A 24,050-nucleotide genomic window follows, 5' to 3' on the forward strand; every position below is an offset into this window, starting at 1 on the left:
TGCGCTAGTTGCGACAATGCCGGTCAAGCGCGGCAAGGGCGGAGACGTACCGTCTGGTGAGTTGGTGTACGGACAATCTAGATTCGACCAATCGTCGAGCCTCCGTGGTCCGGGTGGCAGATGGTCCTTCAGCCCTCACCTCGCGCAGATGTGTGACGGCGTCGGATACGTTCGGATCGGCCCAGCGACCAATGGAGTCGTAGAAGTACTCGCCGGCCTCCACCGGAATGAGTTCGTAGTTCACAAGGCGGGCCGTCCGATCTGAGCAGAAGTCCATGTTTCCCGAATAGCCGGTGACTACGACGGGGACGCCGAGTGCCATTGCCTCCGCAATGGTGTAGCCGAATCCTTCGGACCGATGGAGGCTGAGGTAGCAATCGGACAGTCCGATCAAGGCGAGCGTGTCGTCTCGCGACCACTCGTCCGTTAGGACGATCACTCGAGTGTCGATGCTGGCCTCGCGAAGAAATGCTCGTGACGCACGGCATCCTGAGTACGCCATAGAGACCAAGTGGGACCAATTGCGCACCTTAATGACAAGTTTCGCCGTCGGGTCGTCCGGGAAGGCGCGCGTGAACGCGCGTACGCAAGCGACCGGATTTTTCCGGGCGGCCGTTGAATGCGCATCAAACGCGAAATGAACGACGAAGTCGCGCTCGTCCAGGCCCAGACGTTCCCGGGTCAATGCCGACCTGTGATCGACCGTCACGGCATGGCCGACAACGGTGACACGAGTTCCAGAAGCTCGTGTAAACGCATTCGCGATAAACGTGGAAGCTGTCCACACCTCCTCGACTAACTCCAGGGCGGGCTGAAGTCGATCTGGGACAACATCTGTCTCCCAGAGGAAGAGCCCGGCCACGCCCCGCCCATTCCAGAGGCGTGGTTGAAAGAGGTACGTCTCGGCCACTTTGTCCATGGGCAGGTGCAGCACTACGCGGTGACCGTGCGGCTCGCCAGTCGTTGCGAGGTCGCGAGACCTGGCAGTCTTGCCGCCCGGGTGAAGATTGTAGGTACATAGATGGCTGGCGACTGGCGCGAGGGCTGAGACCGATTGCGTGGCGCTGAGTCCGATCCCGGAAGGATGGCCGACCAGTCCAGCGACACAGACCTCCCCCTTCGCTGCCGTTCTTGCGCGGACCGGTGCGTCGACTCCGGGTCGACGGGTCGGACCGGTCGCGCGAGCTTCGCGAAGGATCCGAAGGACGTCTCCCTCCGGGCCCGGGTCTTGGCCGTGGTCCTGGTCGGACGGCGGACCTAAGGGGACGAACGGGTGCGAAGGGGCTGTTCGAGCATTTTCTATCCGATTGGCCAGCCACGACAATTGGTCGGAGAGCAGGAAGGATGCGCTGTCGTCTACGTGACGCGCCCAGTACACGAATTGGCGGAGAAGCTCCTCGTACTGCTCTTGTCCGCCTCCCTTAGGGAGATTCAGGACCGAGGCGAACGCACCCTGAAGCCGGGTTAGACGGAAGTCCGCGCATTCGTAGTCACCCGGGTCCGCATCCCAGGCGACGGGTTCGTTGAGCAGACCGAGTTCAGCAGATCCAAGCGGCAACGTGAGAATCGCCTCTCCGCCTGCGTACTGGTCAAGCATCCTCACGAACGCATCGATGTCGAGCGTCTGCCCGGCGGCGCTACCGCCGTTTGTCGAGCCGTGGCCGCGGATCAGTGCCCTGAGCGCGTCCTCCGACCCACTTCTTACCCGCCTCCTCGCGACATCGCCATGTTCCGCAGCTGCGCGCGACCCAAGATCGCATGGCTCGCCGACAGGGACCTGGTACGCAGAGCCGTTCATGGTTTGCGAGTCGATGGGTGATGGCGAACACGGGTGGATCAGTTCGACCCGGCTCCCATGGGAGACCGCATAACCCAGACCGTCCACGAAGTCTGCAGACCAGCCAAGGAGCGCGGACCCTGGCGACCTCCGCGCTGCGGTAACGGGCATCCGCGCAGACCCATCGATCTCGAGGAAGAGGTCCGTGTCGGCGCAATCGCAGGCGCCAGGATGGAACCATCCCGACGCGGTGTACGGCGTGAGGTTGGCGACCTCGCCTACTCCCTGTAGTGGTTCATGGGTTGGTGCGCCGCCGACGATCGGCTCAGCTAGGTGCACGACGCACCTGGCTGTCACCTGACCCGCACCGAGGGGAGAAAGAAACCGCGCCCAGAATCCGGCCTTCCCGGGCGCATCGAGTCGCGGGAAGTCCTGCGGAACGATCAGCGGAGAAGCCCAAGTCGTTGCGTCCAATCTGATGTAGGACGTCGTTGTGCATCGTGGACAGTGCAGCCAACCGGACGCCATCCCGCCGGTCACCCGATCGAAGTTTCCTTGGACTCGGCCTCCTCCCTTCGACCGATCCTGAGAAGACTTGTTGAGCAGTCGACGCGGCCTCATGCCGCCCGACCTTCGTACTTGGCGGCGCAGAACAAGTTGTACCGCTCACCATGTAGCCGGCTTTCCGCAAGTTGCGGCCGTGCCGGGGACGGACCCGGTGCCCCTTGGTGGGGAGGGGCCACCAGCCCGGCAGCTCTGGGGTCGAGCGTTGGGGCATCATGCCGATCCACGGCGGCATCCTCCGCAATGTCGCCGAAATTCATCTGCCTAACCTCCAGGCCTTCCAATATTGATGTCGGTCAGGACGCGTCATTCCCTACTCGCCGGACTCAACATGCATCCTCCCGAGAGTGACTCGCGTGATAGGACTTGAGGACCTCGTCGATTGGCCCCAGCTGCCTTATGGCACCCAAGTCGAGCCAGACAGCCTCGTCGCACTGCTCCCGTAGTAGAGCGTCCCCGTGGCTTGCGAATACAAGAATTCCTGCTGATGACATGAACTGATTGAGCCGTTCGTTCGCGCGCGCTGTGAACTCAGCGTCTGCTGTGCCAAGACCCTCGTCGAGCAGGAGCACATCCGGTCGCAATGAGGTGAGGATCGAGAATCGAAGTCGGGTCTGCATGCCGCTGGAGTAGGAGTACACCGGGTGCAGGATCCGTTCGCCGAGTCCGGAGAACTCGGTGATGTCGTCAATGCGACGCCGCATGTCCCGCGGCGATTCCCCGAGCTGGACACCCATGCTCACAACGTTGTCGCGGCCACTAGCCTCCTGATCCAGACCCGCGCCGGAGCCACCGAGGAGTGCCAGGACGCGACCCGCCACCCGAACCGTGCCGCGGGTCGGTGGTAGCAGACCGCCCATGACTGACAGAAGGGTGGATTTGCCGGCACCGTTAGGCCCGACGAGACCGACCCTCGAGCCCTCCGCGATGTCAAGGTCGATCGTCCTCAGCGCGTCGATGACGACGGGCTCTTGGAACTTCCTGCGGGCAGTCTGGACGACGCGATTCTTGAGGTTGTAGTCCCGCACCGAAAGCAACTGGTACTCCACATGGACACTGCGTAGCTCGACCGAGGGCATCAGGACACCCAGTATGGCAAGCGCGACCGGGCCCGACTGAACACCCAGACGGCCAGAGCGACATTGACGGCTGTGACACCCGCGACGCCGGTCCAGGTCGCCGCGGAGGGGAACTCGCCAAGTAGTGGATCGCGGAAGAGATCCAGCAGGTAGGCGAATGGATTCCAGGCGACTAGGGCGTTGCGGCCGCTGCCGTCGACGTCGTCGACGCTCCAGAAGACCGGCGTGAAGAACATCATCATCTGCATGATCGACGCGACCAATGGTCCGACGTCGCGGAATCGCGCCACCGTCGGGCCGAGCCATAGCCCGACTGCCAGCCCGTTCAGGAGGATGATCAACACTGCTGGAGCGACTAGCAGAATCTCGACACCCAGTGGCACCAGGCCTAACGCTGCAAGGGATGCGATGATCACCAGGTTGTGACCGAACTGCAGCAGTTCGAACGTGACGGCGTGGAACACCAGGGCGGACAGTGGCTGACGGGTGCTCGTGAGGGTCGACGCGTTGTTGACGAAGACACCGGCGCCTTGGCCGGTTAGACCGCTCAGCAGCCAGAACCCGATGAAGCCGCCACCGATGTAAGGCAGGAAGTCGTGCAGCGGCTGCCCGAAGATCGAACCGAAGAGGACCGCCAGCCCGGAGACCATCGCCGCAGTCTGGAGGGTGAGCCACCACGGGCCAATGACCGTGCGCCGGTACTGATTCTTCACCTGCTCGATCGCGAGATAGGTCCAGGACCGCCACCGTCGGATGCCCTCGGCCACGTCACCCGCGGCCGCATTGAACTGAGCACCGATGGAGGCGTCGAGGGGTGCGTAGCCGTGCCAGTTGAGGGTAGGCGACCTCCAGCCCGGGCGGGCTGCGGTGCGCGCGTGCCGAGCACTCACGGGCGACTCTCCTCGAGTGTTGCCGGCGCAAGCGCCGCAGAACGGGACGGGCGCGAGTTTACCGACCGGACAGCGAACACGAGACGGCCCGGGGCGGGGAGGGCACGGACGGCGCCGCGGCCGACCTCATCGGCGGCCGCCCACGCGACCTGGGGATCGTGCGTCGCTTCCGGCGGTGCGTAGATGGCGGCAACGGTGTGTTCCGCCACCTGTCGCAGGGCGGCCCGGACGGGTCGGGGCAGCCCTGCGAGGACCGCGGCCACAGCGTCGGCGGGCAGCGACAGTGGGATCGGCCACCCAGCAGCGCGCAGCCGGCGGGTGGACCACAGCCAAGCACCCGCGACCTGGTCGGGCCCCGACCCGCGCCGCAGTCGCCGTCGCAACAACCGCCAGGCGAGGGCGACCCAGACGACTCTGGCCGCGGCTCCCAGGACCAGGACGAGCACGACCATGAGCACCACGAGCCAAATGGTCCGCAGCGGCACGGCCGGCTCGCTAGGCGGAGGGGCGGCGGTATCGGCCTCGGACGTCGGGCTGGCGGTGGGCGTGCGACCCACCGTCGCGCCCGGGTCGCCCAGCGCCCCGGGCGGTCGGATGGTCGGTTGCACGGCGCCAGGAGCCAGGACCGTCGGCTCGCCCTCGAGCTGACGGTTGGCCTGCAGCGCGACGGTCGCCGAGAGAGCACCCACGAGGAGGGCGAAGGCGGCGACCGTCAGGAGCTGGGGTGGCCGCCGCGTCCAGTGTCGGTCCTGCGCCTCCACGACGGCGAGCGCGACCACGGTCACCACCACGGTTGCCACCGCCACGGGCGCCACCTCCGCGCCCGCTCCCAGGCCGAGCGCGCCGACGACGACGCCGACGATCGCTGCGGCGAAGAGCGCCGGCGCGGGCCCGCGCACGGCAGCCACCGCGAGCGCAGTGAAGGCGGCCGCGGCGAACGTCGACCGTGCGGCCGGGCCATGGGCAGTCCCCGACACCAGGTTGACGACCTCGGCGACACCCAGCGCCGTGGCGAGACCGGAGGCGGCGGCGAGCCGGAGTGAGAGCCGTGCGACCCCTGCCGTCACGAGCACGACGACGACCACTGCTGGGAGGACGAACGCGAGCAGCGCGACCAGCGATACAGCACCTGAGTAGGACAGCGATGCCACCGCGCAGCACATGCCCACCGCAGCCACCCGCGTCCTGGCGATCACAGCTCGCCCAGGCTGACGGCGTCCGGCACGTCCACCACGCGAGCCCCCGGCAGGCCGGCCGTCGTGGCACCTGCGCCCACCCGGACGACCGTGAGCGGGGCGACGGTGGCAAGTCGGCGCAGCGCGCCGGCCGTGCGCAGGTCGGGGGCGGAGGTGACGACGATCGTGTGGGCGGCCCTGGTCCGAGCGACGACCGCAGGTAGTTCGTCGGCCGCCGTGTCGACGGGGGGCAGCAGCCTCACGACCGCGAGTGCGTCGAGGAGGCTCCCCGCGGCACCCGCAGACGCACTCGTCACCCGCGCACCACGCGCGGTGGTTAGAAGGTGCACCTGCTCGGTCCGCCCCAGCTGGCTCGTCGCGAGCGACGCCGCGACCTCGACCGCTGCCTCGAACCGGTCCGCGTCCCAGTTCGTGCTGAAGCGGCCGCTCGTCGCATAGGCGGAGCCGTCGACATCGAGCACGATCGTGGTGCCGGTCGAGGCCTCCGAGACCTGCTGCCGCACGACGAGCTTGCCCGCCCGGGCCGACGAGCGCCAGTGCACCGAGCGAGGCTCGTCGCCGAGCACGTAGTCGCGCAACGCATGGAAGTGCTGGTCCCCGGTCCGGCGGCTCGCAGCGTCCGACTCGCCCTCGCGGAACGCCGTCGTCAGGGACCGGCGCATCCGGAACGACCTGGGCCGCACCGTGAGGACGCCGCCGTCCGCGGAGGCGACGACCCGGCGGACGATGCCCCACGGGTCGCCGTGCACGAGCGAGTACGGCCCGAGCGCCCGCTGACCCCGCTCGCGGGTGTCGACCGGCATCAGCAATGAAGCGGTGGTCCGGCGCGCCGACCGCGGCAGCCGCACCGAACGGAGCGGCGCGCGCACGGGACCGTCAACGACGCGCAGCCAGCGGTGTGGGCCCCGGAGGTCGACAGTGAGCCGGACCTCCGCCGGCTGGCCGCGGACCACCTGCACCGATGCCTGGTCCGGGCGCACGGTCCCGCGCGGTGTTCGCAGAGTGGCCAGGAGGGCGAAGATCACGAGGACGACGGCACCGGCACCCAGCCCCATCAACTCCGGCCAGTTGGCCCGCCACCCCCAGAGGGCGAGTCCCGCGGCGGCCAGCAGCAGAGCGGCGCCGCGACGTGTCATCGCTGTCCGTCCCCTGGCGGCGGCGGCACTGCCTGCACAGTCTCGGCCACCGCATCGGCTGCGGAGCCGCCGGATGCCTCGAAGGACGGGCTCAGCAGCATCCGGTGTCCGAGCACGGGGCCGGCCAGTGCCTGCACGTCACTCGGCACCACGAAGTGCCGACCGTCGAGCGCCGCGCGCACCCGCGAGGTCCGCAGCAGCCCGATCGCACCGCGAGGCGAGGAGCCGAGCCGCAGCTGCGGCATCGTCCGGGTATGGCCGACCAGCGAGGCGACGTAGTCGAACACCGCGGGTGCGACGTGCACGGTGCGCGCGGCCGTCACCAGCGAGGCGATCTCGTCCGGCGAGCTCACCTGAGGGACGTGCCCCACGCCCAAGCCCGCGTGCTCGGCCTGCAGCACCCGGACCTCGGCCGCGTGGTCGGGGTAGCCGACGGTGGTCTTCACCAGGAACCGGTCGAGCTGGGCCTCCGGCAGTGGGTACGTGCCATCCATCTCCACCGGGTTCTGCGTGGCCATGACAAGGAACGGCCTCGGCACCGGATAGGCCCGGCCGTCGACGGTCACCTGCCGCTCCTCCATGACTTCGAGGAGAGCCGACTGGGTTCGCGGTGCCGCCCGGTTGATCTCGTCGGCCAGCACCACGTTGGAGAAGATGGGGCCGGGGTGGAAGTTGAATGTGCTGGTGTCCTGGTGGAAGACCGACACCCCGGTGACGTCGCCCGGCAGGAGGTCAGGAGTGAACTGGATCCGCTGCCACGGCGCTCCGAGCGCGGAGGCGAGGGCGCGCGCAAGCGAGGTCTTGCCGACGCCCGGGACGTCCTCGAGAAGGAGGTGGCCTTCGGCGAGCAGGCAGGTCAGAGCCAGGTGCACGACCTCGGCCTTGCCCTGGAGGAAGCCGTTGACGGCCTCGGCGATCCGCTGCGTGGCGCCCTGAAACGCGGCCGCCTCCTCCGTCCTCAGCGGGCCGGGGGCCCGGTCCTGCAGCACGCCCGTGAGTCCCCCAGAGGTCATGGGTCGGCATGTTACCGGCCGAGAGCGGTGAGGGGCTGACTGACCGTGCACCCGTAGGATGAGGCGCCGACGATCAGACAGGGGATTCTCGCGGTGGACCAACGGGATCCGGACGACCTCCTGGAGGCGCTCCGGGCGGAGAACGACGAGCTGCGAGCGCGGATCTCGGTGCTCGAGGCCGCGGCAGAGGAGTACCGGCGGCAGATGACCGCGGTGCTCACGTCGGCGTCCTGGCGGGTCTCCGCACCCCTGCGTGCCTCGGCCGGGAAGCTCCGCCTCTTGAAGACACGGGCCCGGTCGATGCCGAGACGACTGGCCGGTCGCGATCGTCACCCGGTCACGCCCACCGCCGGCCTCTTCGCCCCGGCGCGCCGCAGGGCCACGTCCGGCACGCCCCATCCCTCCCCGCTGCTCGAGCGGCCGCTCGTGCACGGTGCTCGGCAGGCGCGACTGATGCTGGAGCCGCCGCCAGAACAGGCGGGGATCCTCGTCGTCGCCCACGTGTTCTACCCCGAGGTCTGGCCGGACATTGAGGACCGGCTCGCGCGGATGCCGGAGGACTTCGACCTGATCGTCACGCTGGCAGAAGGCCCCGCCGAGAGCCTCGAAGGCCGCATCAGCGGGCGCTTCCCCCGAGCCCGGATCCATCGCGTCGCGAACGTCGGCCGGGACAGCTGGCCGCTCGTCGACCTCGCCCGGCTCGGTGCCTTCGAGGGGTACGACGCCGTCCTCAAGGTCCACACCAAGCGGTCCGTGCACCGCATCGACGGGGACGCGTGGCGCATCGAGCTGCTGGACGGGCTCCTCCCTTCCCCCGAGGGCATCCGGCGGATCGTCGACCTGATGCGACGCGACAAGGACGTCGGTGTCGTCGTGCCCACCGGTCACCTCAAGGGACCGGAGACCTGGGGGTCGAACCACGAGCTCGTCGAGGCGCTCGCCGCCCGGGTGCCGTTCGCGTTCGACCCCGACGCCCTGCGGTACCCCGCCGGCTCCATGTACTGGGCGCGCCCGTGGCTGCTGCAACGGCTGGCCGACCTGGTGCTGGGGCAGGAGCACTTCGAGTCCGAGGCCGGACACCTCGACGGGTCCACCGCGCACGCCATCGAGAGGTTCGTCGGCGTCATGGCGACCGCGGCGGGCCTGGCGCAGCTGGAGACCGACGAAGTGCCCTCGCGTCTCCACCAGGCCCGTCGAGCCACCACCCCGGCCACGGCCCCACCGCGGGTGCTGGCGTTCTACCTGCCGCAGTACCACCGGATCCCGGAGAACGACCAGTGGTGGGGCGAGGGCTTCACCGACTGGGTTAACGTCGCCCGCGCCAAGCCGCTCTACCGCGGGCATGCCCAGCCCGTCGAGCCCGGTGAGCTGGGGCGCTACGACCTCTCCGACGTGAAGGTCATGCAGCAGCAGGCCGAGCTCGCCGCCGACCACGGCGTCGACGGGTTCGTGATGTACCACTACTGGTTCGACGGACGCGCCCTGCTGGACACCCCGCTGCGGAACCTGCTCGCCGACCCGACGGTCGACTTCCCGTTCGCGCTCTGCTGGGCCAACGAGTCCTGGACCCGGCGGTGGGACGGCCTCGACCAGGACGTCCTGATCGCCCAGACCTACCCCCCTGGCTGGGAGGACGCGTTCTACGACAACCTCCTGCCGGCGCTGAAGGACCACCGCTACCTCCGGGTCGACGGCAAGCCCCTGCTCGTCGTCTATCGCATCGGGCAGCTCCCCGACGCCGCGCAGACGATCGCGCGGTGGCGAGCACGCGCCGAGGAGGACGGCCTCGGCGGGCTCCACGTCCTCGCGGTGATCCCCTCACGCGACTTCGAGGGGCTTTCGGGCACCGCGGCGGACGCTGTCGACGGGCTCGTCCACTTCCCGCCGGGCTCCGGGATCGGGCTCCAGTCCCTTCGTGACCTCGCCCCCGACCTCGATCCCGGCCACTCCGGTGACATCTACTCCTACGACGCCGCGGTCGACGGTGCCGACCTGCGGACCACCGGGCCGCACGGCCTGCGCGTCCACCCGGGGGTGATGCCGGGGTGGGACAACACCCCTCGGCGCGGGTCGGCGGCCTACGCGTTCCACCGCGGCAACCCGGTGTCGTTCCGGCGGTGGCTCTCACGAGCCGTTGATGCCGCCGCGGCCGCGGGCGGTGAGTCCCTCGTCTTCGTCAACGCCTGGAACGAGTGGGCGGAAGGCGCCTGCCTCGAGCCGGACGGCCGGTTCGGGCGGGCCAACCTGGAGACGGTGCGGCAGGTCACCGGAGCACGGTCACGCCGCCCCGACGCTGGGGGATAGCCGCCCGCGGGCTGTGGCGGCGTCCGTCTGGTGGTGTGTCACGATCTGGTCAGCAGCGAACGAGGAGGGACCGTGAGCAAGCGCGCGCTGATCACCGGAGTCACCGGGCAGGACGGCTCCTACCTGGCCGAGCTGCTGTTGGCCAAGGGCTACGAGGTCCATGGGCTGCGGCGCCGCTCGTCCTCGTTCAACAGCGGCCGCATCGAGCACCTCTACCAGGACCCGCACGACGAGCACGCACGGTTCTTCCTGCACTACGCCGATCTCTCGGACAGCGCGCGGCTGATCCGGCTGTTGCACCGGATCCAGCCCGACGAGGTCTACAACCTCGCCGGGCAGTCCCACGTCGGCGTGAGCTTCGACGAGCCGGAGTACACCGCGCTGACGACCGGCGTCGGGGCGGTCACGTTGCTCGAAGCCATCCGCACCGCCGGGATCGACTGCCGCTTCTACCAGGCGTCGAGCTCCGCGATGTTCGGCAACGCCGACGGCGCCCAGGACGAGGGCTCGCCGTTCCGTCCGGTCTCGCCCTACGGCGCCGCCAAGCTGCACGCCCACTGGTCCACCGTGATGTACCGCGAGGGGTACGGGATGTTCGCGGTGAGCGGCATCCTCTTCAACCACGAGTCCCCCCGGCGCGGGGAGACGTTCGTGACCCGCAAGATCAGCCGAGCGGTGGCGCGGATTCAGGCCGGCCTGGAGGACTACCTCTACATGGGCAACCTCGACCCGTGCCGCGACTGGGGCTACGCGCCCGAGTACGTCGAGGGGATGTGGCAGATGCTCCAGGCCGACGAGCCAGAGGACTTCGTGCTGGCCACGGGCGCCAGCTACTCGGTCCACGACTTCGTGGTCGCCGCCTTCGAGCATGCCGGGCTCGACTGGGAGAAGCACGTACGCCTCGACGAGCGGTACGTCCGCCCGACCGAGACCGCCACGCTCCTCGGGGACGCCTCCAAGGCGAGACGGGTCCTGGGGTGGGAGCCGCGCGTGACGGCGCGCGAACTCGTCCGGATCATGGTCGACGCCGACATCCGGCTGCTCGCAAACGAGGGTCGCCCCTGGATCGACGCGCCGGGCAGCAGGTCAGCCGCCGACTGTCCCGACGGCCACTCGCCCGTCGCCGGTGACCTGTAGCGCGCCCTCGTCGGCACCGACGAACACCGAGGCGCCGCGTTCGAGCACGGCGCGGTCGCGGTCGCGGTCCGTGCCGACCTCGACGTGACCGTCCAGCACGAGCAGGATGCGAGGTCCGGTGGCGGGCAGGCGGTCGGTGGGCGCGTCACCGACGTAGAGGACGAAGTCCTCGACCCCGGGTCGGAACCGCACGAGCCCTGCGTCGACCCGGTCCGGAGCGCACAGGGGCGGGTCCACCGGCCTGAAGTCGGCGACCTCGAGTAGCTCGGGGATGTCCACGTGCTTCGACGTCAGCCCGGCCCGGACCACGTTGTCGGAGGCGGCCATGATCTCGATCCCGAACCCGGACGTGTAGGCGTGCACCATCCCGGCGTCCAGGAACACCGCCTCTCCCGGCGCGAGCACGACGTGGTTGAGCAGCAGGGTGACCAGGACCCCGGGGTCGCGTGGGTAGCGCTCGGCGAGCGCCGCCGTCTGCGCGTACAGCCGCGCCGCCTCGCGTCCGACCGCGGTCCGGTTGCGGTGCCACCGGGAGGTGGGCGGTCGCCGGGCGTGCGACCGCTCCTCCGCGATCCGAGCGGCCTTGGTGAGGCCCTCGAGCATCTCCGTCAGCTCGCCGTGGCCGAGCGCGAGCACCTCGGTGACCACGCGGTGCAGCGCCTCGTCGGCGCCGCCACGTAGCAGCTCGCCGGCCATCTCGTCGGCCCAGGGCAGCTCGAGCATCCGCAGGATTTCGGCCGACCTCGCCACGTCGCGAAAGCCGGCCATCCCCTCGAAGCGCGTCACGGCGTAGAGCAGCTCGGGCTTGTGGGAGGCGTCCTGATAGTTGCGTGTCGGAGAGCCGACGGCGATCCCGGCGGCGTTCTCGCGCTCGAAGCCCTCGCGAGCCCTCTCGGCGGTCGGGTGGACCTGGAGCGACAGCGGCTCGGCCGCGGCGAGCGCCTTCATGAGGAACGGCAGACGGCGACCGAACCGTTCGGCCACCGTGGTCCCGAGGACGCGGGGCGGATCCGCCGCGATGAGGTCGATCAGGGTCCGGCCGTCGGGTGTCCGTGCCGGCGCGCCCGGGTGCGCCCCCAGCCACAGCTCGGCCTGCGGGTCGCCGTCGGGGGAGGTGCCGAGGAAGCGCGGGAGCAGCGTCCGGGACCCCCAGGCGTACTTGCGCGTCTCACCGAGCAACCGATGCATCCGTCCCCCTTCTCGCTCGCCGGCCATCGTACGGAAGGCCGCAGCCGTTGGTCGGGGCCCGCCCTCGGGGTGAGTCGGAGGACGGGCCGCAAAGCTTCGCCACAACCCGCCGCCCTGACGTAGGGTCAGACCCGCGCACGTTCCCGTGGGGGGATCGCGCCGAACTCTTCTCGCCTGCCTCGGAGGTCCGACCATGTCACTGCCAACTCCCCGATCCGGCTTGCGGGCGCTCGTCCTCGGACTGGTCCCGCTGCTGATGATCGGTACGTTGCTCGTGTCGTCGCCCGCCCAGGCACAGCGAGTCTCCCCGAGCTTCTTCGGGATGCACGACGCCAACATCGCCGGCGGGTCGCTCCCAGCAGTGACGGTCGGCTCGGTCCGGCTGTGGGACACGGGCACCGCGTGGCGCCAGATCGAGAAGAGGCCGGGCCGGTTCGACTTCAGGGCGCTCGACACCGCCGTCAACACCGCACTCAACGCCGGCCTGCGGCCGATGGTCGTCCTCGGCCAGACGCCGCGCTTCTACGCCTCGAAGCCGAAGGCCGCGGGGTGGTACGGCGCCGGCGCCTCCAGCATGCCGAAGAATGTCTCCGCCTGGAAGCGCTACGTCACCAAGGTTGCGAAGCGCTACAAGACCTCCGTCGACTACCAGATCTGGAACGAGCCGAACGTGATCGGTTTCTGGAGCGGCACGGTCGGCCAGATGGCGAAGCTCACGGCGACCGGCAGCGTGGCCATCAACAAGGCCGCCGGGCGCAAGGCGACCATCGTCGCGCCGTCCTTCCCGCTGCGGCTCAAGAGCCAGCAGAAGTGGTTCAAGAAGTACTGGGCTGCCAAGGTCGGCGGCAAGAGCGTGGCCAGGATGGTCGACGTGGTCTCGGCCAACCCCTACCCGCTGGCCGATCAGGGCCCCGAAGCCTCGATGAAGCTGCTCGCGTTCGCCAAGCGGGTCCTCCCTCAGCAGGCGCGACGCAAGCCGCTCTGGAACACCGAGATCAACTACGGGCTGCTCGGCGGCGACACCGCCAAGCGGATCCCGGAGGCGACGCAGGCGGCGTACGTCGCCCGCACCCTCCTCCTCAACGCCGGCGGCTCGATCAAGCGGATGTACTGGTACAGCTGGCGGATCAACGGCATCGCCAACACGCACCTCGTCGAGGACGACGGCACCACACTCACCCGAGCTGGCCGCGCCTGGCAGGTGGTCCGAGGCTGGATCGTCGACACCGACGTCACGTGCGCGGTCACCGCGAGAGGGCAGCTCAAGGGCCTCTACACCTGCACCGCGCGCGTCGGCGCGGACGAGGTCCGGCGGATCTACTGGAAGCCCACCGGTGGCGCCGTTCCGGTCACGACCTCGAACACGACGACCTCCTGGACCGACCTCGACGGCGCCACCACGACCCACGTCGGCCCACTCACCCTCACGGTCAACAACGCGCCAGTGATGGTTTCGTCGCTGAACTGACGCGCCCCAGATGGCGACCCACACCGCGGCCCGGTGGCCGCGGTGTGGGCGCCGCCGAGGTGCGGTCAGTCCTGCCCGCGCCCCAATCCGAACGGTTGGAGGACGATGTCGTTCCGATCCCGCCGCGTCGTGGCGTGCCTGGTCTGCGCCATCCTGGCCGCGCTCGGCGTCGGGTGCAGCACGAGCAGTCCCTCTAGCGAGGGGGATGGTCCCGGGCCCAGTCCCGGCGCGCCGATGACGTCGACGCCCGCACCGAGTGCCACGAGCCCGGCACAGCCGCCTGCGCCATCGGGGCAACGGATCCAGGACACCTTCTTCGGCATGCACGACGGGCTGGTCAGCCAGGGCATCACGCCGGACGTGCCGATCGGTGCCCTGCGCCTGTGGGACTCGGGAACGAGCTGGCGGGACCTCGAGACCCGCCCCGGTGAGTTCACCTGGACCACGCTGGACACGGCCCTGACGACCGCTGCGGGAATAGGTGCGCGGCCGCTGCTGGTGCTCGGCCAGACGCCTACCTTCCATGCGTCGAGGCCGAGGGAGGAGGCGCCGTACGGCGCGGGTGCCGCCTCGATGCCCGACCTCGCCGCCTGGCGGCGCTACGTCACCGCGGTGGCGCAGCGCTACGGCGACCGGATCGACTACCAGGTCTGGAACGAGCCGAACGTGATCCAGTACTGGACCGGGACACCTGAGCAGATGGCCCGGCTCACCCTGGTCGCGTCCGCGGCCATCCGCAACGTCGTGCCGAGGGCGACGATCGTGGCTCCGTCCTTCCCCCTACGGCTCCCGAGCCAGCAGGCGTACTTCGCCGCCTACTGGTCACTGCAGTCTCCCCGCGTGGACCTGGCCGGTGCCGTCGACGCGGTGGCCGTCCACCTCTACCCGCCCGCGGACGGCCTGCCCGAGTACCAGGCGGCGCTGCTCGCTGCGGCCCGGAAGGTGCTGTCCGAGCACGGGATCGACCTGCCGGTGTGGAACACGGAGATCAACTTCGGACTCCAGGGTGGACCCGAGCCACCGCCGATCTCCGCCGAGCTGCAACGGGCCTTCCTGATGCGCACCTACCTGCTCGATGCCGGGCTCGGCCTGCAGCGGGTCTATTGGTACAGCTGGAACATCGGCCGGATCGCCAACACCTACCTGACCGAGGAGGACCTCACCACCGAGACGCTCGCGGGACGGTCCTTCGACGTCGTACGCGACTGGCTCGATGGCACCCGCGTCGACGGCTGCACCCTCGGTGACGCGGCCCCCGGCGTCTGGGAGTGCGTGGCGCACCGAGACGGCGAGGTCCGGACGTTCTGGTGGAAGCCACGCGGCCCCGCCACCCGGTTCACCGCCACGGACGCGACGTCCTGGAGCGACGCGGACGGTGCGGTCAGCCGCTGCCGTACGTCGTGCCGGGTGCCGGTCGGCCCATCTCCCGTGATGGTGGTGCGGCCGGCGTGAGGCCGTGTCGGCTCACGCGGTGCGATCGGCTCCGCTCTCGCGTCGGCAGTAGCGGGCAAGCGCCGTCAGCGCGTCCTCGGGGACGAACCCAGTGCCGATCAGCTTCTCCAGGCCCAGCACGCTGCAGGCCGGCCGGGGGGCCAGCGACTTGCCGGCGGCGTACTCCTCGGTGCTGACCCGCACCACGTCCTCGGAATCGCGCCCCGCGAGCCGGAACACCTCGCGGGCCAGGTCCGCCCACGAGGTGGGCGGGCCGTCGTTGGTGACGTTGTACGTCCCGTAGGCGGCGCCGGTCTCCACCAGGTGCCGCGTGGCCCGGGACAGCTCCCCGGTGAACGTCAGGCGGCCCACCTGGTCGTCGACGACCGAGGGCGAGACCCCGCGCTCGGCGAGTGACTGCATGGTGCGGACGAAGTTGTGCCCGTCGCCGATGACCCAGGACGTCCGGAGCAGGTAGTGCCGCGGGGCGGACCCGACCGCGAGGTCTCCGGCGGCCTTCGATTGGCCGTAGACGCCGAGCGGGGAGAACGGCTCGGCCTCGGTGTGCGACTCGGCGGTGCCGTCGAACACGTAGTCGGTGGAGTAGTGCACGAGGGTGAAATGGTGGTCTCGGGCCAGGCGGGCCAGGGTCGCGGGCGCCTGCGCGTTGGCCGCCCAGCAGGTACGGCGGCCCTCGGGGGCCTCGGCGTCGTCGACGGCGGTGTACGCCGCGGCGTTGAGCACCAGGTCGTACTCCTGCCAGGGCCAGGCGGCGACGCCGGCCGGGTCGGTGACGTCGAGGACGCGGTCGGCGCCGGCCAGGTCCGCCCGGTCCGCCTCGGGGAAGTCGACGCTCAGCGCGCGGCCGAGCTGACCGTTCGCACCGATGATCAGCGTGCGGTGCGGCTCCATCGGCACGACGTCGGCGAGCAGTGGGTTGGCCCGGTCCTTCTCCGAGACATCGGCCTCGTCGAGGGGGATCGGCCAGGGAACGGCGACGTCGGGGTCACCGAGGTGGACGGCCGGGTACGTGACACCCGCGCGCCAGTGGTCGTTGACGAGGTAGCTGTAGCTGGTGCCGTCCTCGAGTGCCTGGTAGGAGTTGCCGACCCCGCGGGGGACGAACACGGACACCGACGGGTCGACCTCGACGTGGAACGTCGAGCCGAACGAGTCGCCCCGGCGCAGATCGACCCAGGCGGCGAAGACCCGGCCGGTGGTGACCGAGACCAGCTTGTCCCACGGCTCGGCATGGATCCCGCGAGTCACGCCCCGGCGCGCGTTGTGGGAGACGTTGTTCTGCACGGGGCCGAAGTCGGGCAGCCCGAGAGCGACCATCTTCTCCCGCTGCCAGTTCTCCTTGAACCAGCCCCTGCCGTCCTCGTGCACGGGGAGCCGCAGGAGCAGGAGGCCCGGGATGGGCGTGGTCTCCAGCGTGAGCTCCGGGCTCGGCTCCATCACTGGCCCTTCGCCGCGTAGGCGGCCTCGACAGCCTCCTTGTGCGGGCGCCACCAGTCCTCGTGCGCGACGTACCAGTCGATGGTCGCGGCGAGCCCGCTCTCGAAGTCGCAGTACACCGGCTTCCAGCCGAGCTCGGTGCGCAGCTTGGTGGCGTCGATCGCGTAGCGCAGGTCGTGCCCGGCCCGGTCGGTCACGTGGTCGAAGTCGTCCTCGGGGCGACCGAAGTGCCGCAGGATCAGTTGGACGACCTCGAGGTTGTTGCGCTCGCCGTCGGCGCCGATCAGGTAGGTCTCGCCGATCTTCCCGCTGCGCAGGATCGTGAGCACCGCCGACGAGTGGTCCTCGGTGTGGATCCAGTCCCGCACGTTGAGCCCGGCGCCGTAGAGCTTGGGCCGGCCGCCGGCGACGACGTTGGTGATCTGGCGCGGGATGAACTTCTCGACGTGCTGCCACGGACCGTAGTTGTTGGAGCAGTTGGAGATTGTCGCCTGCACGCCGAAGCTGCGCACCCACGCGCGGACCAGCAGGTCCGAGCCGGCCTTCGTGGAGGAGTACGGGCTGGACGGGTCGTACGGCGACGCCTCGGTGAACCGCTCCGGGTCGTCGAGCTCGAGATCGCCGTACACCTCGTCGGTGGAGACGTGGTGGAAGCGGGCCCCGGCCTTGCGCACCGCCTCGAGCAGGGTGAAGGTGCCCACGAGGTTCGTCTGCACGAACGGGGACGGATCGCGCAGCGAGTTGTCGTTGTGCGACTCGGCCGCGAAGTGGACCACGGCGTCGTGCTCGGCGACCAACGGTTCGACGACGCCAGCGTCGGCGATGTCGCCCACGACCAGCCGCACCCGGCTCTCGGGCAGGCCCGCGAGCGTCGCCCTGCTCGCGGCGTAGGTGAGCTTGTCGAGCACCGTCACCTGGGCGTCGGTCGCGGCGACCAGGTGGTGGACGAAGTTGGAGCCGATGAAGCCGGCTCCACCGGTCACGAGGATGCGATCCACGTCTCGTCCTCTCCGGCCGTGGAGGCTCGGGCGCGTTGCTCTCGTCGTGCCCGGCGCGTCGCATCGAGGACGCGGGCGTACCCGTCGACCACCAGCTCCCACGAGTAGTGACGGGCGGCCCGGGTTGCGGCCAGCTCGCCCAGCGGCCGGTCGTCGCAGAGCGTGGCGACGACCGCCTGGACGATCGACTCCTCGTCGCCGTCGCAGTAGACGCCGGCGTCGGCGAGCACCTCGCGGTTGTAGACCGTGTCGCGCGCGACGACCCGCGCGCCGAGGGCCATCGCCTGCACCAGGGCGGGATTCGTCCCACCGACCGTGTGCCCGTGGAAGTAGACCCCCGCGTGCTGCCACAGCGAGTGCAGCCGCCAGTCGTCGTTCAGATGGCCGAGGACCTTGATGCGGGGATGGGACGCGGCCAAGGCGTCCGCCGTCTGCTGGATGGGGTCGTCCGCTGGCGCGGACCCGACGACCACCACGTCGACGTCGGCCTTCTCCACGATCGCGGGCGCGGCCGCGAGGAACCCCGGCACGGTGTTCTCCTGGACGAAGCGCGCCACGAGCAGGACGTACCGGCCGGGCTCCACGCCCGCATCCACGGGCAGGGCGGGCGCGGGGTCGCCGCCGTACGGCACGAACGTCCCGCTGCGGCCGAGCTCGCGCCGCCAGTAGTCGCCGATCGCCTCGGCGTCGAAGATCAGCTCGTCGGCGAACCGGGCCGTGAGCCGCGCTCCCCATCGGAACACCGCCTTGCCGAGGGGGTTCCACTTGTCGCGCTCCCACTCGAGGCCGTCGACGTTCACGACGGTGGGGATGCCTCGCAGCCTGAGCAGCGGCAGCCAGAACCCGTTCGCGACGTTCATCACCAGGGCGACGTCCGGCTTCCTGAGGAGGCTGTGGAGGACCGCCGTCAGCCCGTAGCTGAGCGTGCTGAACCAGGTCGTGTCCAGCCCCGGCGTGAGGATGCTGTGCACGCGGGGATCCGCCTCGGCCGTTGCATCCACCCCGCCCCTGCGTCCGTAGACCCGGACGCGCCAGCCACGGTCGGCGAGCCCGGGCGCGATCCGGCGTACGGCGGTCTCGAACCCGCCGTAGAAGCTGGGGTAGCCGCGCGTCCCGATCACGGCGACGGTGCGGGTCTCTCGGTCGTGCGGGTCCATGCTTCCTTTCCGGGCCTCCCAGGGGGCGTGCAGGCGATGGCGCCGCCCCATCCTAGGGGCGATCGGTCGCTCGCTCCTCCATGAGTACCCCGCCCCGCCCCGACGATTCCCGTCCGTACGATGGCCGGATGCGCGGCATCATCCTCGCCGGCGGCACCGGCTCGCGACTCCACCCGATCACGCACGCGGTGAGCAAGCAGCTGATGCCGGTCTACGACAAGCCGATGATCTACTACCCGCTCTCGACGCTGATGGTCGCCGGCATCCGCGAGGTCCTGGTCATCACCACGCCGCACGAGGCCGAGCAGTTCCGTCGGCTGCTGGGCGACGGCAGCCAGTTCGGCATCGAGATCTCGTGGGCCGTGCAAGCCAACCCGGACGGCCTGGCCCAGGCCTTCCTGATCGGTGCCGACCACATCGCCGGCGAGCCGTCCGCCCTGGTGCTGGGTGACAACCTCTTCTACGGCACCGGCCTGGGCAGCCGGCTGCAACGGTTCCAGTCGCTGACCGGGGCGGCGGTGTTCGGCTACCGGGTCGCGGACCCGACGGCGTACGGCGTCGTCGAGTTCGACGACGACGGTCGCGCGCTGTCCCTGGAGGAGAAGCCCGCGAAGCCGCGGAGCAGTTACGCCGTCCCCGGCCTCTACTTCTACGACGAGACGGTCGTGGAGCGGGCCGCCTCGCTGAAGCCGTCGGCGCGCGGCGAGCTCGAGATCACCGACCTGAACAGGCTGTACCTCGAGGCGGGGGAGCTGCACGTCGAGGTGCTGCCTCGCGGCTCGGCGTGGCTCGACACCGGCACGTTCGACGAGCTGAACGAGGCCAGCAACTTCGTCCGGGCGATCGAGCACCGGCAGGGGACCAAGATCGGCGCGCCCGAGGAGGTCGCCTGGCGGATGGGCTTCATCAGCGACGACGACCTGGTTGCCCTGGCGGAACCGCTCACGAAGAGCGGCTACGGCCACTACCTGATCGGCCTCCTTGACGACTGAGCCAGTTCGAGGTGACCGGATCGACCGCCGTCATCTCGGCCACGTGGTGATCGCGGCGACGGCGGCACGAACTTGCGAGGAGCGAATGCCCCGACGGCGGTCGCCGGTGCGGTGTCGGGCCCGTAGATTGGGCCCGTGCGCGACACCCCCCAGGTCGACCTGCTGCCGCGGGACGTGGCGGCTGGTCCGCGACGCCCGAGCCGCTCGGCCGACCGGGTGCGTTGACGTGGGGGCTCGCTCACCGCGCTCCCGGGCCACGCGGTGGCTGGCGTCGGGCTGGCTCGACGTCGAGTTCTACGAGGCGTTGAGAGGCCGGCAGTTCCGCGATGCCGCCGAGGCCGCCGAGGACTTCGTCGAGCACGGCATGCAGCAACGGCTCAGCCCGCACCCCTTCTTGAACTTCGTCGACCTGTCACCGCAGACCCGCGGGGCGTGGCGGCGCGGCAGGGTGGCCCGGGTGCTGGCGGATGTGGGGGCGGAGCCCGCACCGGCCCCGCACGTCGCCGCCTCGCGCGACCCGGCCGCGCGGGCCGGGCTCGTGGCGCTGGCACGACAGCTCGGCAGGGAGGGTACGAGTGGGCCGAGCGAGCCGCCGTACGTCGACTGGGCCGCCGTCGCAGCACGGACCCGCCGGCCGGACCTCACGTCGGTCGTCCTGGTCGCCGCCAAGGTGGGCGACACGACCCGCACGGTGCGCAGCGCCCTGGACGCCACCGACGGCGACGTGCAGGTGCTGGTCGTCGACTGCGGCTCACCGGCCCACGTGGCCCTCGGCCTCCAGGCGGCCCTCCAGGAGCATCCGGAGGTGGACCTGATCCGGCTGCCCGCGACGGTTCACGCGTCGACCGGGGTGAACGTGGGAGTCTCGCGGTCGGCCGGAGAGATCGTCCTGCTCCTTGAGCCGCACATCGTGCTGCGCCGCGGCGCGATCGACTCCATGCTGGCCCTCCTCGACGACTCCGCGATCGCCGGCGTGCAGCCCGTGCTGCTCGGTCCGCACGACACGATCGTCTCCGCGGGGCTGACAATCGCGGCCGAAGATGCGGCGCCGGTGCCTCTGCTGGTCGGCCATCCCGCGGACGACGCCCGACGACTCGAGGGCCACCCGCTGGTTGCCATCTCGCCGGAGGTCATGGTTCTGCGTGTGAAGGATCTGGCGGCGCTCGGCGGGTTGCCGGCGGATCGGCCACGGTCGGCGGCGGCGCTCGAGCTGGGTGCGCGTCTGCGCGGCCTTCGCCCGGGGGGCTTCCGGGTCGCTCCCGCAGCCCGTGCCACGGTGCTGGAGGCGGCGGTCGTTCACACTCCTCCGGCTCACTCCGTGCCCTCGCAGGACCCGGCGCTCCACGAACGGATCGGGTCGGTCATCGGCGCGGAGGAACCACCTGCGAGCGGGCCGACCGGCGATGTCCAGGCCACCGGACGTCGACCGCCGCAGCGCCGCCGGCGGTGGTCGATCAAGCTGCCGTCGACCCCTGGACCGGCAGGTGACCTCTGGGGTGACACGCATTTCGCGGAGGCGCTGTCCGGGGCCTTGCGCGACCTCGGAGAAGAAGTGGTCACCTATCGCCGAGGAGCCGACGCAGCCGGTCCGACCTGGCTCGACGACGTCTCCCTGGCCTTGCGCGGGCTGCATCCCATCCCGCCGACGCCTGGGCAGACGAACGTGCTGTGGGTGATCAGCCACCCCGATGACGTCGATCCGGCCGAGCTCGAGGGCTACGACCACGTGTTCGCCGCCTCCGGCCCGTGGAGTGCTGCTCTCTCGGCCGGCACCGGGCGCACGGTGCTGCCGCTTCTCCAGGCTTCACACTTCGAGCACCCGGCGGAGGAGGCCATCGAGCCGGACCGTGCGCACGACCTCGGGGTGGTCTTCGTGGGGAACGCCGGGGGCGGCCGCAGCCGGCCGCTGGTGCGGATGGCGGTGGACGCCGGCGTCCCTCTGGTCGTCTACGGTCGTGGCTGGCACGACCTGCCCGACGGGGTCTGGCAGGGTGACTACGTCGACAACCGCCGTCTGCCCGATCTCTACAACCGGCACGGGATCGTCCTCGCCGACCACTGGCCCGACATGGCCCGACACGGCTTCATCGCCAACCGCGTCTTCGACTCGGTCGCGTCCGGTGCCCGGGTGATCTGCGACGACGTGGTGGGGATCCACGACGTGTTCGACCCTCGCGACGTCGTGGTCGCGCGGGACGCCGACGAGCTCGCGCACGCGGTCGCCGAGTTCCGGCGAACCGTTCGGGCAGCGGACTTGCCCCGGCCACCGCTGTCCTTCCACGACCGGGCCCGGGCCCTCCTCGCCGAGGTCTCGCGCGCGCGGCGTGACTAGTCGCTCGGCTCGCCCACGATCTCCCACTCCTGGCTGGTGCTCAGCTCCTGGATCGGGAAGGTGACCATGCGACCGTCGGCGGACCACCCGGACGGAAGACTCTTCGCGGTATAGCCCTCCGGCAGCTGCAGCTCAACGGTGACCGACTGAGGCCGGACTGTGCCCTGCGGGTCGTACGCCAGCCGGTAGGTCAGCTCGCCGTCGTCGTCGATCGTGGCCGCGTCGGCGACGCGATAGCGCATGTCGAACCGGCCCTTGCTCGACGGAGGGAGCAGCATCTTCGGCGCGACGAACGCTTGGTCGTAGAACTTCCGCAGGTGCAGGTCTGCGGGCTCTCCGAGGACGGAGGAGTGCTCCAGCTGCGCGGTCCTGGGGACGAAGACGCCCATCGCCAGACCCGCCCACCGGGTGAAGTACCAGCTCTGGGGATCGGGTTCCGGCACGGCGTACGGCGGGGTGTCGTTGTCCACGACCACCTCGACCGCGTCGCGTGCGGAGCCGTCGGTCTGCAGCTCGACGTGGAGGGCGATGCTGCGGCGCTGGTAGTAGTCGACCTTGGAGCCGTTGGTGTTCTGCGTGAAGGCGCCGATGTAGTCGCCCTGCGGCTCGGTCAGGTCGCCGTCGAGGCCCAGCGCGGCGAAGCCCTCCTGGACAGTGCGATCGCGGAAGTACAGGGCGAAGTGGCGGCTGTCGGCGGCCGACGCCAGCGACTCGGCCTTGGCTACGAAGTCGCCGCCCCCGAAGAACTTGCTCTCGAAGGCCGGGATGAGCTCGTCGCTCAGGGCGTCCTGCACCGTGGGATCCGGGTAGTACTGGTCGTAGTTCCCGATCAGCGTGTGCACCAGGTTGGCGGAGGTGAGCTCGCCGTAGCCGGCGACCTCGATGGGACCGGTGACATCGAGCAGCTGCGCCAGTGCGACGACGTCGACGGCGATCACCCCGTCCTCGCGCTGGTGCCGGACCTTGCCCCACGCCCTCAGGAGCTCCTCCCCCGAGACCGACCAGGAGGGAGCGAACGTCGCGCTCGTCAAGAGATTCCTGCCGGGGTGGTGGAAGCGGTTGAAGGGCACGGGTCGCCACGAGACCGGCGTGACCATCGTGGGGTCGCCGGTGGGCTGGAGCGACTTCCCCAGGTCGACCTTGCCCTGGTCGAAGGAGAGGGGTGCGAACTTGAGCGTCGCCCCTCCGGAGTACCGGAGCTCGGCGGGGTTGAGGAGTGCGATCAGATAGTTCCGCTCGCCGTCGAAACCGAACGCGTCGGGGAGCCGCTCCAACATCGGCGCGAGGTCGTCGACGGTCTCGGCCAGCGGATCCACCTTGGCCGCAGCCTCGTCCCGACGAGCCGCCAGCATGGTGCCGACGAGGGGGGTGGTGCCTTGGACCTCCTGCAGGGCCGTCTCCGCGGCGGCCAGGTGTCCGGCCGCGCGCAGGCCGCCCTCGATGACCTGCTGCAACGTCGCCTCGTCGATCTGCTTGTGCCGGAAGAGGGTGGCGTGCGGGCCGGCCGTCACGGGATAGAGGTCGACGCCGATCTCGGCCACGGAGGTCGCTTCGTCGAGTGCGTCGACGAGGTGGCGTGCGTCCTCCACCGCGGTTCCCGCCATCGGGACGACGTCCCAGGCGTCGGACCCGAACCCGTTGACGCGGCCCTGGGCCGTGTCGACATGGTCCCTGGCGCTAGCGACGAGCTCGCGGGCCCGGGACAGGTGCCCGTCCGCGAGCGCGTCCTTGGCCTCGGTCAGATCCTCCTTCGCGGCTCGGGCCTCGCCGGGCACCCTGGCCATCGGAATCGCGAGCAGGGCGAGCGCCGCCACGACGAGGATCATGCCGAGCACGACCATCGCCACGACGCGCCGTCGGCGAGAGCCCGTGCGAGCAGGGTCCTGGCGACCGGAGTGCTGGTGGCCTGAATGCTGGTGGTCGGAGTGCT

At 70.2% G+C, this 24,050-nt stretch carries 17 protein-coding genes; 6 read left to right on the forward strand and 11 right to left on the reverse strand.

From position 1 onward, the window contains the following. Positions 1 to 4: 4 nt before the first annotated feature. From QMC84_RS13690 to QMC84_RS13715, 6 genes are all read right to left on the reverse strand, one after another. A complete protein-coding gene (locus QMC84_RS13690) occupies positions 5 to 1,798 on the reverse strand; it encodes a glycosyltransferase (RefSeq protein WP_300375402.1) in 1,794 nt (597 codons plus the stop codon). 869 nt (positions 1,799 to 2,667) lie between these two features. Further along, a complete protein-coding gene (locus QMC84_RS13695) occupies positions 2,668 to 3,420 on the reverse strand; it encodes an ATP-binding cassette domain-containing protein (RefSeq protein ID WP_300375405.1) in 753 nt (250 codons plus the stop codon). Then, on the reverse strand, positions 3,420 to 4,310 hold the full coding sequence (locus QMC84_RS13700; RefSeq protein ID WP_300375408.1) for an ABC transporter permease: 891 nt from the start codon (positions 4,308 to 4,310) through the stop codon (positions 3,420 to 3,422). Before QMC84_RS13700 ends, QMC84_RS13695 begins: the two co-directional genes overlap by 1 nt. Beyond that, positions 4,307 to 5,506 carry a hypothetical protein gene (locus tag QMC84_RS13705; RefSeq protein WP_300375410.1) on the reverse strand — a complete coding sequence of 400 codons (1,200 nt, stop codon included), beginning with the start codon at positions 5,504 to 5,506 and terminating at the stop codon, positions 4,307 to 4,309. Before QMC84_RS13705 ends, QMC84_RS13700 begins: the two co-directional genes overlap by 4 nt. Beyond that, positions 5,503 to 6,642, reverse strand: a complete 1,140-nt coding sequence (locus QMC84_RS13710; RefSeq protein ID WP_300375413.1) for a DUF58 domain-containing protein — start codon at positions 6,640 to 6,642, stop codon at positions 5,503 to 5,505. Before QMC84_RS13710 ends, QMC84_RS13705 begins: the two co-directional genes overlap by 4 nt. Then, positions 6,639 to 7,655, reverse strand: coding sequence for a MoxR family ATPase (locus QMC84_RS13715; RefSeq protein ID WP_300375415.1), 1,017 nt, complete (start codon positions 7,653 to 7,655; stop codon positions 6,639 to 6,641). Before QMC84_RS13715 ends, QMC84_RS13710 begins: the two co-directional genes overlap by 4 nt. Positions 7,656 to 7,748: 93 nt before the next feature. Here QMC84_RS13715 and QMC84_RS13720 point away from each other — a divergent pair, with 93 nt between their 5' ends. Both QMC84_RS13720 and gmd read left to right on the forward strand, forming a co-directional pair. Beyond that, the gene (locus tag QMC84_RS13720) at positions 7,749 to 9,959 is read left to right on the forward strand and encodes a glycoside hydrolase family 99-like domain-containing protein (RefSeq protein ID WP_300375417.1); all 2,211 of its coding nucleotides are present in this window, start codon (positions 7,749 to 7,751) and stop codon (positions 9,957 to 9,959) included. A gap of 72 nt (positions 9,960 to 10,031) precedes the next feature. Continuing rightward, positions 10,032 to 11,096: a GDP-mannose 4,6-dehydratase gene (gene gmd / locus QMC84_RS13725; RefSeq protein ID WP_300375419.1), complete on the forward strand. Its 1,065-nt coding sequence runs from the start codon at positions 10,032 to 10,034 to the stop codon at positions 11,094 to 11,096. Here the strand turns inward: gmd and manA are convergent. Further along, positions 11,046 to 12,284 carry a mannose-6-phosphate isomerase, class I gene (gene manA, locus QMC84_RS13730; RefSeq protein WP_300375421.1) on the reverse strand — a complete coding sequence of 413 codons (1,239 nt, stop codon included), beginning with the start codon at positions 12,282 to 12,284 and terminating at the stop codon, positions 11,046 to 11,048. The two genes, gmd and manA, sit on opposite strands and share 51 nt — an antisense overlap. Positions 12,285 to 12,477: 193 nt before the next feature. Here manA and QMC84_RS13735 point away from each other — a divergent pair, with 193 nt between their 5' ends. Both QMC84_RS13735 and QMC84_RS13740 read left to right on the forward strand, forming a co-directional pair. Beyond that, on the forward strand, positions 12,478 to 13,752 hold the full coding sequence (locus tag QMC84_RS13735; protein WP_300375423.1) for a hypothetical protein: 1,275 nt from the start codon (positions 12,478 to 12,480) through the stop codon (positions 13,750 to 13,752). A gap of 321 nt (positions 13,753 to 14,073) precedes the next feature. Continuing rightward, entirely contained in the window at positions 14,074 to 15,204 is a 1,131-nt protein-coding gene (locus tag QMC84_RS13740; RefSeq protein ID WP_300375425.1) for a hypothetical protein, read from the forward strand. Positions 15,205 to 15,216: 12 nt separating this feature from the next. Here the strand turns inward: QMC84_RS13740 and QMC84_RS13745 are convergent, their stop codons facing one another. Genes QMC84_RS13745 through QMC84_RS13755 form a run of 3 tightly spaced genes read right to left on the reverse strand, consistent with a single transcriptional unit; the run spans position 15,217 to position 18,796 of the window. Then, positions 15,217 to 16,641 (reverse strand): bifunctional dTDP-4-dehydrorhamnose 3,5-epimerase family protein/NAD(P)-dependent oxidoreductase, encoded by a 1,425-nt coding sequence (locus QMC84_RS13745; RefSeq protein WP_300375427.1) that lies wholly within the window; start codon positions 16,639 to 16,641, stop codon positions 15,217 to 15,219. Then, positions 16,641 to 17,639 carry a dTDP-glucose 4,6-dehydratase gene (gene rfbB, locus QMC84_RS13750; RefSeq protein WP_300375429.1) on the reverse strand — a complete coding sequence of 333 codons (999 nt, stop codon included), beginning with the start codon at positions 17,637 to 17,639 and terminating at the stop codon, positions 16,641 to 16,643. The genes QMC84_RS13745 and rfbB overlap by 1 nt, the downstream gene beginning before the upstream one ends. Continuing rightward, on the reverse strand, positions 17,621 to 18,796 hold the full coding sequence (locus QMC84_RS13755) for a glycosyltransferase (protein ID WP_300375431.1): 1,176 nt from the start codon (positions 18,794 to 18,796) through the stop codon (positions 17,621 to 17,623). The genes rfbB and QMC84_RS13755 overlap by 19 nt, the downstream gene beginning before the upstream one ends. Before the next feature lie 128 nt (positions 18,797 to 18,924). Here QMC84_RS13755 and rfbA point away from each other — a divergent pair, with 128 nt between their 5' ends. Further along, positions 18,925 to 19,788: a glucose-1-phosphate thymidylyltransferase RfbA gene (gene rfbA, locus QMC84_RS13760; protein ID WP_300375433.1), complete on the forward strand. Its 864-nt coding sequence runs from the start codon at positions 18,925 to 18,927 to the stop codon at positions 19,786 to 19,788. 226 nt (positions 19,789 to 20,014) lie between these two features. Continuing rightward, the gene (locus QMC84_RS13765; protein WP_300375435.1) at positions 20,015 to 22,120 is read left to right on the forward strand and encodes a glycosyltransferase; all 2,106 of its coding nucleotides are present in this window, start codon (positions 20,015 to 20,017) and stop codon (positions 22,118 to 22,120) included. Here the strand turns inward: QMC84_RS13765 and QMC84_RS13770 are convergent. Further along, positions 22,117 to 23,961, reverse strand: a complete 1,845-nt coding sequence (locus QMC84_RS13770) for a DUF4012 domain-containing protein (RefSeq protein WP_300375740.1) — start codon at positions 23,959 to 23,961, stop codon at positions 22,117 to 22,119. The two genes, QMC84_RS13765 and QMC84_RS13770, sit on opposite strands and share 4 nt — an antisense overlap. Positions 23,962 to 24,050 lie beyond the last annotated feature (89 nt).

Source organism: Nocardioides sp. (genome assembly GCF_030019515.1).
In the GTDB taxonomy this organism is placed as follows: Bacteria; Actinomycetota; Actinomycetes; order Propionibacteriales; family Nocardioidaceae; genus Nocardioides.

Excerpts from the sequence above, each read along its gene's own strand:
- QMC84_RS13745 (WP_300375427.1), bottom strand. The coding sequence starts at position 16,641 with ATGGAGCCGAGCCCGGAGCTCACGCTGGAGACCACGCCCATCCCGGGC.
- QMC84_RS13690 (WP_300375402.1), bottom strand. The coding sequence starts at position 1,798 with ATGAACGGCTCTGCGTACCAGGTCCCTGTCGGCGAGCCATGCGATCTT.
- QMC84_RS13735 (WP_300375423.1), top strand. The coding sequence starts at position 12,478 with ATGTCACTGCCAACTCCCCGATCCGGCTTGCGGGCGCTCGTCCTCGGA.
- QMC84_RS13770 (WP_300375740.1), bottom strand. The coding sequence starts at position 23,961 with ATGGTCGTGCTCGGCATGATCCTCGTCGTGGCGGCGCTCGCCCTGCTC.
- manA (WP_300375421.1), bottom strand. The coding sequence starts at position 12,284 with ATGCATCGGTTGCTCGGTGAGACGCGCAAGTACGCCTGGGGGTCCCGG.
- QMC84_RS13715 (WP_300375415.1), bottom strand. The coding sequence starts at position 7,655 with ATGACCTCTGGGGGACTCACGGGCGTGCTGCAGGACCGGGCCCCCGGC.
- QMC84_RS13740 (WP_300375425.1), top strand. The coding sequence starts at position 14,074 with ATGCACGACGGGCTGGTCAGCCAGGGCATCACGCCGGACGTGCCGATC.
- QMC84_RS13710 (WP_300375413.1), bottom strand. The coding sequence starts at position 6,642 with ATGACACGTCGCGGCGCCGCTCTGCTGCTGGCCGCCGCGGGACTCGCC.
- QMC84_RS13755 (WP_300375431.1), bottom strand. The coding sequence starts at position 18,796 with ATGGACCCGCACGACCGAGAGACCCGCACCGTCGCCGTGATCGGGACG.
- QMC84_RS13695 (WP_300375405.1), bottom strand. The coding sequence starts at position 3,420 with ATGCCCTCGGTCGAGCTACGCAGTGTCCATGTGGAGTACCAGTTGCTT.
- rfbA (WP_300375433.1), top strand. The coding sequence starts at position 18,925 with ATGCGCGGCATCATCCTCGCCGGCGGCACCGGCTCGCGACTCCACCCG.